The sequence below is a fragment of the Burkholderia sp. AU6039 genome (assembly GCF_002223365.1).
Classification (GTDB): Bacteria; Pseudomonadota; Gammaproteobacteria; order Burkholderiales; family Burkholderiaceae; genus Burkholderia.
Genome location: NZ_NKFK01000007.1, coordinates 575,306 through 588,987, shown reverse-complemented (window position 1 = coordinate 588,987; position 13,682 = coordinate 575,306). Strand labels below are relative to the sequence as shown.

The window sequence follows — 13,682 nt, the reverse complement described above, 5'->3', positions numbered from 1 at the left end:
CATGACCCAGATCTACCTGAAACCGAACGTCGTCTTCGAACCGCTGGTCAATCAGTGGTATGCGTGGACGTTCCTGCTGCAGCCGGCGACCTGCGCGCTGGTGATGAAGCAGGTGCACCTGCGCATCATGGAATCCTTCATTCGCGCGCCCGAACTGCACCGGCGTTCCGCCGCGAAGATGGCCGGCGGGCCGTTCCTCAACGGCGGCCGGGAGCTCGTGCCGGCGGTCGACGCGCTGATCCGCGACACCCGTACGCGCGCCGCGCCGCTGCTGGCGCTGGCGGACGCGCTGCGCGAGCTCGACGAGCTGCTCGCGCGGGAAGGGGGCGGCGACACGCTGTCGCCGCTGTATGCGCGGGTGCCCGAGCCGTTGAAGGGCTTCGTCGAGCTGGGCTACGACCTGCGCGGCCACGCGTCGTACCGGCTGTTCGAGCGGCTGCTGTACGACAGCGCCGGCTATCTCGACGCGCTGCAGAGCGTGAACGGCTTCCTCGCGACCAGCGACGACCGGAGCTTCATGCTCAGCACGCCGCGCTTTCCCGACGAGCACATGGTGCAGATCCGCCTGCCGTTCCGCGACGCGCTGTACGACGAACTGTTCGCGGCCCGCCGCGCGGGCGCCGCGCCGGATCTGATCGATCGCCTGCTGGTTCACGCGGAGGGCGGTGCCGAGCGGCGCGCGGCGCTCGAAACCTGGTTCACCGACGCGCCGCCGCCGCGCCCGCCGTCGGCGCCGGCGCGCGCGGGGCAGCCGGTGCGGGTGCGCTACTTCAACCATGCAACGGTGCTGGTCGAAACCGCGGAATTTTCGCTGCTGACCGATCCGATCGTCGGCTATCCGCTCGGCCAGGGCGACGATCCGTTCACGTTCGCGGATCTGCCCGAGCGCATCGACTACGTGCTGCTCACCCACAACCACCAGGATCACATCGTGCTCGAGAGCCTGCTGCAGCTGCGGCACCGGATCGGCACGCTGGTGGTGCCGCGCAGCCATGGCGGGTTCCTGCAGGACCCGTCGATCCGGCTCGCGCTCGAGGCGTGCGGGTTCGAGCGGGTGGTCGAAGTCGGCGAGCTGGACAGCATGCCCGTGCCGGGCGGCGAGATCGTGGCGCTGCCGTTCCTCGGCGAGCACGGCGATCTGCATATCGCCGCGAAGATGGCGTTCGCGCTGAAGGTGGACGGCAAGAGCATGCTGTTCGCGGCCGACTCGAACAACCTGCAGCCGGAGCTGTACCAGCGTATCGCGCAGCGCATCGGCCGGATCGGCACGCTGTTCATCGGCATGGAATGCGAAGGTGCGCCGATGTCGTGGCTGTACGGCGCGCTCCTGAACGAGCCGCTCGGGCGCCAGTTCGACCAGAACCGCCGGTTGAACGGCTCCGACTGCGAGCGCGCGTGGCCGCTGGTCGAGTGCTTCGCGCCGCGCCAGGTGTTCGTCTATGCGATGGGCGCGGAGCCGTGGCTCAAGTTCATCTCCAGCATCGAATACGCGCCGACGTCGCTGCCGATCGTCGAATCGGACAAGCTGATCGCCCGCTGTCACGCGCACGACATCCAGTCCGAGCGGCTGTACCTGAAGAAGGAAATCATCCTCTGAGCGCGGGCGGCCACGCGGCCGTCCGCATCGTGTCGTGTCGTCTCGTCTCGTCGAATCGTCGAACCAGGAAACCACTCCCATGCCGGATCGTCATCCGTCCCGTGTCGCTGCCGCCTTCAAGATGCTCGCCGCCACGGCCGTGCTGTTGCTGGTGATCGTCGCGGGCCTGCTGTATTGGGCGCTGCCCGCCGCCACCGGCTACGCGTCGCATTACCTGTGCGTGCGCGCGCTCGCCGGCGGCGACGGCGATGCACGTGCGCTGTTCGCGCGCGAAGTCAAGCCGATCAATCCGTTGTTCAACTTCGTCACGTACCGGATCGACCGTGCGCGACAGACCGTCGAGGCCGCCGGGCTCGGCGTGCTGCGTTCGACGGTCGCGCTGTACCGGCCGGGCCTCGGCTGCACGATCGCGCCGGCCGCCGCGATCGACGCATTGCGCGCGGCGGGCCGCGGCCTCGCGCTGCCGCCCGCCGCGGCCGATGCCGGCTACGTCGACCACTACGGCAACGCCGACGATGTCGCGCCGGCCGATCCGCTGCCGGCGCTGAGCGCCGTGCTGGATCGCGCGATGGCGGAGCCGTCGCCCGCGTCGCTGCGCAACACGCTGGCCGTGGTCGTGCGGCAGGACGGCAAGCTCGTCGGCGAGCGGTACGCGCCGGGCGTCACGGCCGACACCCCGTTGCTCGGCTGGTCGATGACGAAAAGCGTCACCGCGTTGCTGGCGGGCGTGCTGGCCCGCGACGGCAAGCTGACGCTCACGCAGGATCACCTGCTGGACGACTGGGCGCAACCCGGCGACCCGCGCCAGGCGATCCAGTTGCGCAACCTGCTGCAATGGACGAGCGGGCTGGATTACCAGGAAGGCTATCTGCCCGGCTCGGACACGACGAAGATGCTGTACCAGTCGACCGACATGGCGCGCTTCGTCGCGAGCCGGCCGCTGAAGGTCGCGCCCGGCCGCGAGGTGGACTACCAGAGCGGCGGCAGCGTGCTGGTCGCGAAGATCGTCGCGCGCGCGATCTCGCCGCGGCCGCTCGACATCGTGCCGTTCGCGCGGGCGCGGCTGTTCGAGCCGCTCGGCATCCGCACCGCGATGATGGAGCCCGACGCGTCGGGCACGCTGGTCGGCGGCAGCTACATGCTGGCGTCGGCGCGGGACTGGTCGAAGCTCGGCCAGTTGATCCTGCAGCAAGGCGTGTGGCGCGGCACGCGCATCGTCGAGCCGGACTGGGTGCGCTTCATGGCGACGCCCCAGGCGGCGCGGCACGACGGCCGGCTCGGCGCGCATCTGTGGCTGAACGCCGGCGTCGGCGGCGCGCGCCGGTTTCCGTCGCTGCCGGCGGACCTGATGATGATGGACGGCTTCAATCACCAGCTGGTGGTGATCGTGCCGTCGTGCCGCGCGGTCATCACGCGGCTGGGCGCGACGGTGGACCACAGTTGGGATACCGAACGTTTCGTCGCCGACGTGATGGCGAGCCTGCCGGGCTGTGCGGGCCCGGCAACCACGACTGCCGCGAGGTAAGCGCATCATGAAGATCATCGTACGTGACGCCGTGGCCGCCGATACGCCGGCCCTGTGCGAACTGTTCCTGCGTTCGCGCCGCGAGACCTTCGTCTGGCTGCCGGCCAGCGCGTTCCAGCTGGCCGATTTCGAGGCCCAGACGGAAGGCGAGCGACTGAGGGTCGCCGAGGACGACCGCGGGCGACTCGCCGGCTTCGTGTCGGTCTGGGAGCCCGACCATTTCATCCATCACCTGCACGTGCACCGGTCGCACCACCGGAGCGGCATCGGCCGGGCGCTGCTGCGCGCGTTGCCGGGCTGGCCGGCCACGCGTTACCGGCTCAAGTGCCTGCGCGCCAACGTGCCGGCGCAGGCGTTCTATGCCGCGTGCGGTTTCGTCGAGATCGGCGCCGGCAGCTCGGAAGACGGCGAGTACCTGCTGCTCGAGTCCGGCGGCAAGGACGGCCGATGACCGTCCACCTGCGGTACTGCCTGCAGCAGGCGGCGTTGTGGGGCACCTTCGGCCTCGTGCTGCCGGTCGTCACGTTGTTCCTGCTGCACAGCCATTTCACGCTGTTCGAGATCGGGCTTTACGCGGCGGTGTTCAGCCTGTCGACCATCGCGCTGGAACTGCCGTTCGGCGCGATGGCCGACCGCGTGGGCCGGATCCGGACCTATCGCGTCTCGCTGCTGATGAACAGCATCGGCTGCGCGCTGATGCTGTGCTTCAGCCAGAAGCCGGTGCTGTACCTCGCCGCGGCGAGCTTCGGCGTCGCGCGCGCGATGAGTTCCGGCACCGTCGACGCGTGGTACGTCGGCCTGCTGCGCGAGCATGGCGAGACGAACCGGATTCCTTATTTTCTCGGCCGTGCGGAGCTGGCCTCCGCGCTCGGGCTGGCGAGCATGTCGCTGGTCGGCGGTGTGCTCCCGGACCTGATCGGCAGCCGGCTGTTCGACAACCCGTACCGGATCGGCCTGGCGCTCGCATGCGGCCTGTTCATCGTGCTGCTGGGCCTGACGTCGTGGTTTTTCGCCGAGGCGGAGCAGGCGCCGCCCGAGCCCGCGCCGGCCGGCAGGATGCGCGACGATCTGCGCGAACTGGTGCGCTTCGCGTGGCACGGCGGCGCGGTGCGGCCGCTGATCCTGCTCTGCATGCTGCTCGGCGGCGTCGTGTCGGTGCTGGAGAGCTACTGGCCGGTGGTGCTGAAGACGCTCGTGCCGATGCATGGCGCGACCTGGGCGTTCGGCCTGTTCCTCACGCTGATGCTGGTCGTCAAGGGCGCGGGCGGCTGGGTTTCGTATCGCGTGATGAAGCATTGCGCCGCACGGCCGGCGCTCGCCGTGTCGCTGCCGTTCGCCGGGCTCGCCGCGAGCCTCGTGCTGACGCGCTGGGCGAATCACGTGGTCGCGTTCGGCGCCGTGCTGAGCGGGGTCGCGCTGTTCCTCGGCATCGCCGGCGCGGTGGTCAACGCGGTGCTGCATCACCGGACGCCCGATGCGTTGCGATCGCGCGCCGTCTCGTTCTTTTCGCTGGTGTTCCAGCTCGGCAGCATGATCGCGTCGATCCTGCTCGGCTACCTGGTCAGCCAGTGGGGCGTGCAGGCGGTGTGGTGCGGCGTCGGCGTGCTGGTCGCGTCGGCGGCCGGGTACGGCGCGTCGATCGGCGGCTGGGCCGCCGACCCGATGGAGGAGGCGAAGACGACGGCGCGCGCGTAGGCCGGGCGCACCGTTTCGATGCATGTGTGATGCGTCATGCGGACGCGGCAATTTTGTTGTTTGTCACCCCACGATAGCCAAGGAGATCGACTTTGAAACAGGAGATGCGCATCGCGATTCACGAGACGCTGGAGGCGCTCGTGTCGCAGTACGGGACAGCGGAGCTCGAACGCGTGATCGAGTTCGTCGACATCAACACGGGGCGGGTTCCGCTGCCCGCGTTGCCGAAACATCAGCGGCCGCTGCTGTTCTATTTCCCGGGGCTGGACGGCAAGCCGTGGTACGAGGCGTCCGACTATCCGGCGCTCGAGGCGTTCACGTCGACGCTCGAGGCGTCGGTCGACGTGCTGCGCGAGGAGTTTCTCGCCCAGGTGACCACGCCGATGCTGCTGCCGTACGAAGAGCAGGTGGCCGGGCGTTTCGAGTCGATCCGGCGCAACGACTGGGGGTCGTTCTATTTCAGGCGCAAGGGCGAGCCCGAGGTCGAGGAGAATTGCCGCCGCTGCCCGCGCACCGCGGCGCTGATGCGGCAGGTGCAGGACTTCCTCAGCCCGAGCGGCGCGTTCATCTTCTCGGTGATCCAGGGCGGCACGCGGATTCCGCCGCATACGGACACGACGAATCTCAAGCTGACCTGCCAGCTTCCGCTGATCGTGCCGCGCGGCTCGCGGCTGCGCGTCGGCGACGAGATTCGCGAGTGGCCGGACGGGCGCGCGATCATTTTCGACGATACGTTCGAGCATGAGAGCTGGAACGACAGCAACGAGCCGCGGGTTTGCCTGCTCGTCGACATCTGGCATCCGGGCATCACGCGTATCGAGCGGGACGCGGTGGAGCGGCTCGACGCCGCGATCAGCCAGCATCTCGGGCTGGATTTCCGGCCGCCGTGGGCGGAAGCGGCCGCGGCGTAAGGCGGGGGGGCGACCGGCTGCGGGCGACCGGCGGCAGGCGGTCGCCTTTTGACGATCGACCGACGGCAGTGGGGCCGGTGCGGTTTTGCGCGGCGCTGTTGTCGAATCACGCGCCGCATCCGGCAATCGCTTCGACAGTCGTGCATGGGCCGGAGCGCTTCGAGGCCGTGCTCCCGCCGCGGCCTGGCGTCCCGCAGGCGAGCCTGCCGGGTCGTCGATTCAGCCGTGCCGCCGCTCGCCACGGTTCCAGCCTGCCGGCCGCCACATCCTGAATGACCTTGCGAACCTGCACGGTTCGCGCATCGTCATCCGTTCCGTGGCGGCCATGGCAGCCGGCTTCCGCCGGGCTCGCTACGGCATCATCCGGTCGAGCAGCGGCGACCGGAAGATCCGGTGCGGGTCGTAGCGTTCGAGGGTCGCGCGCGCCGTATCCCAGCTGCTGGCCGGCGGCTGGCCTTCACGATGCAGGTTCGGAATCGTGGTGGTGAGCATCGTGTCGTCCTGCCAGGCGGCCGTGTCGGTATAGGCCCAGCCCTTCGACCATTCCGGGCGCACCGTCGCATACGAGCCGGTGTAGTTCGCGAGCATCCATTGCTCGATCTCGCGATAGAAGCGATCGGCGGCCGGCGTGCCCGGCAACGTCAGGATGTCGAACCACACGGCGGTATCCCATTCCGGCCGGTCGGGGCGCGGCTTGAGCGCGGACAACGCGGGCACGGCCGCGCCCGCGCCGGCATCGGCCGGCTTGTCGAGACCGGTGACGCGGATCTCGACGGGACCGTTCATCGGATACTCGTTGCGCGCCTTGTACGCGTCGACGCGGTTCTGATAGAACTGCACGAATTCGCTGATCACGCGCTGCACGTCGGCGCGCCGCGCCAGCACCGCGTAGCCGTTCGCGGTGACGCGCAGCGTCGTCGGCCGGATGTACTGCAGCACGGTGCGCGACCAGCCCCAGATGTCCCCGCTGAGCGTGAGTGCGAGACCGGCCGTCGTGATGGCCAGCTGCGTCTGGCCGAACAGCGGCGTCAAGGCACCTTCGCCACCGATCACGATCCGCTTGACGAGATCCGAGAGGGTCTGCGAGATCGAATCGGAGAACGGGTAGTTGTACGGCTGCGTGACGGCGCGCGACAGGAACGGCTTGCTGGGCGTCGGCGTCCAGACCTTGAGCCACGGCTTGGTCGTAAACGGGAACCAGATGGCTTCCACCCGGCCCGAGCGATCGAGAAACGACGCGATCGTGCGGCCCGTCGAGCCGGCCGGGGCAAACAGTTCGGATGCCGGAATATCGACGTAGCTCTGGCAGCGCAGCCGCTGGTTCGGGCCGGCCGTCAGCGTGACTTCGACGACGAACGCCCGCCCGATGTGCGCGAGGAACGCGCCGATCTCGGGATCGCCGCGCTCGAAGCGGCGCAGCACGTATTGCTGCCGGGCCGGATCGAACAAGACCGCGGTGAGCGCGACCACGAGATTGCTCAGCGAGCCCCAGGTATGGCCCGGCTGCAAGGTTTCACCGGCCGCCGGCACGGCGGTGCCGTGTGCATCGATCGCGAGCGCGCCGCCGAGCGTGATGTCGCCCGGTGCCGGCGCGGCAATCACGCCGAGGCCATATGGCTCGAGCGTCGCGAGCAACGACTCCAGCGAGACGCCCGTCTGGGCGGTGACGCGCGCCGGACGTGCCGACGTGTCGACGGAGACGGCCGTCAGCGACTTCGTCGTATCGAGCAGCACGAGGTTCGCGGCGCCGGCGCCCGGGTCCAGCGTCAGCGGCGACCAGTTGTGCATGTAGCCGCGCGGGCGTATCCGGTAGCCGTTCGCGCGCGCCCAGTTGACGGTCGCGACGACGTCGTCGGCGGAGCGCGGCGCGGCGGTCCATACGTCCTGCACGGCGATCTCGCCGCTCCAGTTCTGGAACGCCTGCTTGTAAAGCGGGATGTCGGCCGGGAAGCCGGGCGGCGTGTCGCCGGCCGTCCGCGCGTGTGCCGCGATCTGGTAGAGCGGTGTCCAGCCGGTGACGATGCCGGCCGCCGCGAGTTTTGCCATGTCGGCCAGGAAGGCGCGACGCGGCGCGGGTTCGTCTCGGAAGTCGTGACTCATGGTGTGCTCCAATTTTTCGGCATTGTTTTGAAGATTGGAAAGACGACAAATGACGCGTTGAGACTGGTGTGGCAATCGATGCAGGCGTGACGCTCGGGAAGCGTTGCGCTCGGGTACGGCAGGATTGAAAAAGAACGATGCGTCCGGCAATGCGTGGCCGCGCATCACCACGGGCGTCTAAAAGGAAATCGAAAAACCGTCGGGAGATTGCTGCAATTGGCCGTCGGCCTGTTCTGTCGACAAGCGGATAGGGAAATTCGACGGAATCGCGTGCGGCGAAGCGCTAGCCGCGGCAATCGATAAAAGATGATTTCACGTGAATATTAATCGTCATGTTTCGATTTTTTAAATAAACCCGACCGCAGTTCAAGGTTGATTGATGATGCGTCGTATATTTCGGTCGAAAGCGTAACAATTTATCTATCGGGAGACAAGCGGTGGAATTGACGAATTCCGACTGATTTAATATGGAAATTTTATGACGGGAAATGGCTTCGCCCTTTGTGGGTGTTTTTGCAACGCCGGTCTCGGAGGCCGGCAGCCGTGGGCTTGGGGCGGAAACTATGCTTTGCCGTCGCGCATATTGAATCGATTGTTGAGCGAATCGAAATAACGTCCGGAAGATATGCCTTGAAGCCAGCTCGATGAGCGGGGGGGCTGGTGAAATCCGACAATTCCTCTCTCGAATAGCGCTCCCGGATGAAAATTCGTGGTAAGCGTCGCTCGGCCGATTATTACCAAAGTTCGTGGTAAACGAATGTTGATTTATTCGTGCGTTGATAATAATGCCGATTTCCGGTTATCGGGCGATGTCGTTTTAAAAATAAATTTCGGGTTAACTGCAAATGTCTTAAATCATAGCTATCATACGCGGCTGGGATATACATGGATCAAATTCAATGGAAAGAATCGTTTCGCTTTTTGATCGACATTTTTCGTTGAATTCGCTGGGAGCGCGCCTGCTTCGAGCCGGCGCCGGGTTGTCCGATTCAGGTCTTCAGCACGTCCGTCGGCGGCGCGTTTTCGTCCCGCCACGCGCATCGACCGAAATGGACGTTTCGGCTGCTGGCAGCGTTGCCCGTCGTGAACGTCCATCGATGCGACGCCCGCCGCATCGCGCTGTCCGATACGGAGGAAACATCGTGCCTGTTTCTCGCTCGTCATCGGTCTGTTCGATCGTCGGTGACGCGGCGGCGTTCGCCGCGCCTGACGATCATTCGCACGCGCATGGCGTGTTCCGGATCGCGCGCCGGCGGCGCGCGTTGCCCGCCTGAGAACGCGTGCGACACAGCGCGACCCGACGCGCGCCGCGCCAACCGTGCCGGCTCGCGCGCGCCGGCGTTGCGCCAGGTCCTCAAGCACGCACAACAAGGAGAGTCAGATGTTCGCGAAGCTCGGGAAGGTGATTTCGAGCGCCGGCAGTGAGCGGTTCGCATCCGACATGCATGCATTGCTGGTCGAATCGATTCCGCTCGCGATCACCCGGATGACTGAATGGACGCTCGACGAGCCGGCGGGCGAAGTCGTCCGCGTGCAATCGCTCGGCGCGTTCGGCGCGCCGGGCGGCGACGGGCGCGGTGCGCCGGCCGCGCACGGCGAGCGGGAACCGGCCGCGCATCCGCCATTGAACCGGATCCTGGCGGCCTGCGACCGGCAGCTCATTCACATCAATCCGCTGTTGCGGCGTGGCAATGGCGGCGAAGTCGCGCCGCCGCGCGGGCCGGGCGGCGGATTCCAGTGCCATCTCGTGTCGGGCAAGGCGAATCGGCGCTACGTGATCTCGCTGCATCGCACGGCATCGCATCGCGACTTCTCGTTGCAGGAGATGTCGTTCCTGAAGAATTTCGCCGATACGCTGTTGCCGCTCGTCGAGTGGCATGCGTCGACGCGTCGGCACGGCACGCTCGAATGCGCGACGGCGCCCGGTGCGACGGCAGGCTTGCCCGGCGTCGACGCGCTGCGCCACGAGTTCGAATCGCGGCTCGCGCGCGCGCGGGTCGTGCTGTCGGCGCGTGAAAACGAAGTGTGCCTCGGCCTGCTCGCGGGCAAGATGCTGCGCGAAATGGCCGGCGAGCTCGGTGTGAAGGAGAGCACGATCGAGACGTACATCAAGCGCGCCGCGGTGAAGCTCGGCATCAGCGGCCGGCACGGGCTCACGAAATGGATGATCGACGATTCCGTACCGTGCGCGTCGGCGGCGTGACGCCGACACGCCGCCGACGTGCGACGCATGCTGCCGGCCGACTAGCCTGGATGGCTGCCGCACGCGCACGCGCCCGCGCCGACGCGCGTCGTTGCGGGCGATGACGACGGTGTCACCGGGTGCAGCAGCGCGGGTTGCGGTGCCGGCTAGATTGCCGACGTGCGACGCGAGATGGAAACCGGCGGCAGTCGTCCCATGGTGTTTCGCGCGTCGCCTGCGTCGGCGTCGCGCGCGCTGAAGTGCCTGGCGGGCCGCACCGGACGCACGCCGTGCCGCCGTATGGGCCCGTTCGGGCCGCGGGCCCTCAGGTTCCGATGCGCGGCGACGCGTAGTCGCGCCGCACGCTTCGCATGCCGTCCCCGCCCGCTTCCGTCGCGGCCCCGGCCGTCTCGTCGAGCATCCAGCGCGTCAGGCCATGACGCCCGCTGAAGCCCAGCTTGACGGCGGCCCGCTTCAGGTAGGTCTCGACGGTGCTTTCGCGCAGCGCGAAACGCATGGCGATGGCGGGCACCGTGTCGCCGGCCAGCAGCGCCGTGCACGCCTCGATCTCGCGCGTCGACAGCTTGACGCCCGCTTGCCGCAGACGCTCGGCGAACCGCCGCGCCACGCGCTCCCGGCCCGATTGCGTCGCCGGCGGCGCGGCGATAGTCACATGGGCGGCCGGTGGCGTCGCATCGAGCGCCGCGACATGGCTCTCGACGATCGGAAACAGCACGTGCGAGAGTTCCTTGAGGAAGGTTCGCTCCTGCGGCGAGAAATCGTCGAACGTACACGTGCGATACAACGAGATCACGTAACAGTGGCCCCGCTTGCGGGTCACGAGGTGGAATTGCGCGTAACGCGGCGACACGACCGCCGCCTGCATGACGATGAAGCGGTCGAGCTGCGCGTGAATCGCGCCGTGGCCGGCGAGCGTGTCGTCGACGTGCAGAGGGCTCGCCCCCGGGCGCGACGGCATCTGCGGCCCGCAACAGGCGGCGGCCACGCCGGCCTTCGCGAGCGCCGCGCCGACCGCGCCGAGGCTGCGCACCGCGGGATGGCCGTCAGGTGAGTCGTCGACCGCCAGCTCCGAAATGCGGATCTCGTCGACGGGGACCGCCGCGGCGATCAGGTTGTACATCATTCGGGGGAAACGTCGGCTCCCGCTGCTCGAGATCGCTTCGCCGACGTGTGCGAACAATCTGCTGAACTCCATGAAAGGATTCCTGATGAGACGTTGAAGCTGCGCGTGTGCGCATGGATGCCGACATGATTTAAACACCCGCGTGCGAATGCGTCTGTAACGGTTTGCCGGGACAGACGCATCGCCGGTCGTCGAATCCGGTACGGCGCACGGCGAGCGTTCCGCCCGTTGGCGACGGACGGCGCGCATCGTGTCCCCATCAGGATCGCGGCTCATCCGGCGGCTTCGGCCGGGACGGCGCACACGGCCGTATCGGAGAAGATACGGCCGCTATCGAGGCGAATGACCCGGTCCGCCAGCTTGAAGTACTGATCGTCGTGGGTAATGATGACGACGCATTTCCCGCGGGATTTCAGGTCGGGAACCAGCACTTCATAGAAGAATCGCTTGAAGACCGGATCCTGATCGGCGGCCCATTCGTCCAGGATGTAAATCGGACGATCCTCGATGTACGCGCAAAGCAGCGCCAGGCGCTTGCGTTGCCCGGTCGATAGCGCCCGGGTGGTCGAGTAGGTGCGGCCGGAAATCTCGATCTTGTCCGCCAGCTTCAGGGTGTCGAGGTACTTCCGGGCAAGCTCGATGCTGTCATTGCCCCGATCCGGCCCGATGATGCGATTGAACAAATGGAAATCGGTGAAGACGGCGGAAAACAGGTTGCGGTAGCGTTCCCGGGCATCGTCGTCGATGACTTTCCCGTCGAGCGAAATGGTGCCGCCGGTCGGCGCATAGAGGCCGCTGAGGACCTTGCCCAACGTGCTCTTGCCGCTGCCGTTGCCGCCGATCACATAGACGAGTTCTCCGGCATGAATCGTCATGTTGATGGGGCCGAGCACGAAGTCGGCCGACGATTCATTGTCGCGGTAGTTCATCGTCACCTCGTTCAACTCGATGACCTTCCATGACTTCGGCGATGGGGATGACACGGTGCCCGGAACGGGCGGCTCATTGCGTGCGTCCTGCGTGTCATCGATCAGGAAACCGAATTCCGCCAGCCGGGCGAGCGCGGTCTTGCCTTCGGCCACCACCGGCAGGATATTGATCAGCATGGTCAAGGGCCCCATCATGTAGAGCACGGCCAGGATGCTCGCCGTGAGGACGGATGGATCCACGACGCCGAGCGAAGGCACGCCGAACAGCAGGAAGCCGAGCAGGACCGCGACGGTGATCTGGCCGATGCTGTCGCCGCTCATGAACCAGAAGCGTTCGATGTAGTTGAATCCCGCCACGCGCTTCGATGACAGTTCGATCGCGGCCCGGGTGAACCACCGACGCCTCGCCCGGTTGAGCTTGAGCTCCTTGATGCCGAACACGAGGCCATGCGTGTATTCGTTGAACTGGACGAATTCATCGCGAACCCGCTCGGTGAAATTGACCGCCTTCCGATAGAAGAACAGGTAAAGCACCAGGCCGACGAGGGTCAGGATCATCGTCGACGCGAAAACGATCCACGAGAGATAGGCGAGATAGACGATGCTGCAGATCAGCACGACGGATTGAACGATGATCGTCGGGATGGTGAGCAGCGTCTGGCTCAGCTGCGGAATGTCCTGTGTCAGCAGGGTCAGCACATGGGGGGCGCCGCGTCGGTCGATTTCATCGAGCGGGGTCGCCAGGATCCTTTTGCACAGGTTGACGCGCAATCTCGTCATGACCTTCATGCACGCATAGGACGGCATCACGGCCGCGCCGCTCCTGCAGACCACCGCGATGACGTTCACCGCGATGAACATCAGCAGCAGCGTCTGTCGATCAGACGGGTCGCGCAGCACGGTGCCGATCAACCCGACGCCCACGATCGACGCGATGCCGCTGACGAGGCCCGTCAGGACCGTGCCCAGCGTCAGCCAGGGATGACTGCGCCACATCAGCGTGACGGCGGAATGCCAGGGCGGCGATTTGCTTTGAGCGGAATCCATGAATGGCCAATAGGTCTCAGTTGATCAGGTGGCTGAGTTCGACATTGCTTGCCGCTGATCTCAACCTCGACGAGGTTTCGTGCTGGCCCAGGAACGTGATGCTTTCCACGATGCCCAGCGGCGAATCGGAAAACAGGATGCAGCACTTCAGCAGGCGCTGCGCACGCGCCCAGCCGACGCTGTCCGTCGAATCGGCCACGCTCCGCAACGCGGCCTCGACCGACGCGGCCGTCCAGTTTTCGTTCCGTGCCAGCCGCGATTCGACCTGCCGAAGAAAATGCAGGAGCGTGCGCGGATTGCTTTCGATGCTGTACATGAGGATGTAGTCGATCCGCAGTTTCTTCGTGATCAACGGAAAAATCAGGTCGATCACGCCGGCAGTCGATTCGCATTTCCCGTAAGCCAGTGAAATCGCGTCGCCGAGCTTGCAGTCCCGGTGAAGCGCATCCAGCGCGGCCTGTACGAACGCCGCTTCGAGGTCAACGGTGGTGGTTTGCATGAGGTTCAATGGGCTGTCGAGTGAGGGGGCGCGGCGAGCACGGGGCGGCAGGC

General features: G+C 66.5%; 11 protein-coding genes. 6 read left to right on the top strand and 5 right to left on the bottom strand.

Annotation, left to right across the window (positions count from 1 at the left end):
- The first annotated feature begins 1 nt into the window (after nt 1).
- From CFB39_RS34700 to CFB39_RS34680, 5 genes are all read left to right on the top strand, one after another.
- Complete coding sequence (locus CFB39_RS34700; protein WP_256991527.1) at nt 2-1,597, top strand: MBL fold metallo-hydrolase; 1,596 nt, start codon at nt 2-4, stop codon at nt 1,595-1,597.
- A gap of 79 nt (nt 1,598-1,676) precedes the next feature.
- Entirely contained in the window at nt 1,677-3,122 is a 1,446-nt protein-coding gene (locus CFB39_RS34695; protein ID WP_089476354.1) for a serine hydrolase, read from the top strand.
- 7 nt (nt 3,123-3,129) lie between these two features.
- On the top strand, nt 3,130-3,573 hold the full coding sequence (locus CFB39_RS34690) for a GNAT family N-acetyltransferase (protein ID WP_089476353.1): 444 nt from the start codon (nt 3,130-3,132) through the stop codon (nt 3,571-3,573).
- Nucleotides 3,570-4,817: an MFS transporter gene (locus tag CFB39_RS34685; protein WP_089476352.1), complete on the top strand. Its 1,248-nt coding sequence runs from the start codon at nt 3,570-3,572 to the stop codon at nt 4,815-4,817. Before CFB39_RS34690 ends, CFB39_RS34685 begins: the two co-directional genes overlap by 4 nt.
- A 92-nt stretch (nt 4,818-4,909) precedes the next feature.
- Nucleotides 4,910-5,728, top strand: coding sequence for an aspartyl/asparaginyl beta-hydroxylase domain-containing protein (locus CFB39_RS34680; protein WP_089476351.1), 819 nt, complete (start codon nt 4,910-4,912; stop codon nt 5,726-5,728).
- Between the two features lie 351 nt (nt 5,729-6,079).
- Here CFB39_RS34680 and CFB39_RS34675 read toward each other — a convergent pair whose 3' ends face one another.
- Both CFB39_RS34675 and CFB39_RS39855 read right to left on the bottom strand, forming a co-directional pair.
- Nucleotides 6,080-7,828, bottom strand: coding sequence for a cholesterol oxidase substrate-binding domain-containing protein (locus tag CFB39_RS34675; RefSeq protein WP_089476350.1), 1,749 nt, complete (start codon nt 7,826-7,828; stop codon nt 6,080-6,082).
- Between the two features lie 864 nt (nt 7,829-8,692).
- On the bottom strand, nt 8,693-8,992 hold the full coding sequence (locus CFB39_RS39855; RefSeq protein ID WP_144030363.1) for a hypothetical protein: 300 nt from the start codon (nt 8,990-8,992) through the stop codon (nt 8,693-8,695).
- A 217-nt stretch (nt 8,993-9,209) separates the two neighbouring features.
- Here CFB39_RS39855 and CFB39_RS34670 point away from each other — a divergent pair, with 217 nt between their 5' ends.
- On the top strand, nt 9,210-10,031 hold the full coding sequence (locus CFB39_RS34670) for a helix-turn-helix transcriptional regulator (protein ID WP_089476349.1): 822 nt from the start codon (nt 9,210-9,212) through the stop codon (nt 10,029-10,031).
- Between the two features lie 304 nt (nt 10,032-10,335).
- On the opposite strand, the gene CFB39_RS34665 is transcribed toward CFB39_RS34670, so the two are convergent.
- The 3 genes from CFB39_RS34665 to CFB39_RS34655 form a co-directional block, all read right to left on the bottom strand.
- On the bottom strand, nt 10,336-11,226 hold the full coding sequence (locus CFB39_RS34665; RefSeq protein WP_089476348.1) for a LuxR C-terminal-related transcriptional regulator: 891 nt from the start codon (nt 11,224-11,226) through the stop codon (nt 10,336-10,338).
- 200 nt (nt 11,227-11,426) lie between these two features.
- Nucleotides 11,427-13,130, bottom strand: a complete 1,704-nt coding sequence (locus CFB39_RS34660) for a cyclic peptide export ABC transporter (RefSeq protein ID WP_089476347.1) — start codon at nt 13,128-13,130, stop codon at nt 11,427-11,429.
- Nucleotides 13,131-13,146: 16 nt separating this feature from the next.
- Entirely contained in the window at nt 13,147-13,629 is a 483-nt protein-coding gene (locus CFB39_RS34655; RefSeq protein ID WP_089476346.1) for a hypothetical protein, read from the bottom strand.
- Nucleotides 13,630-13,682 lie beyond the last annotated feature (53 nt).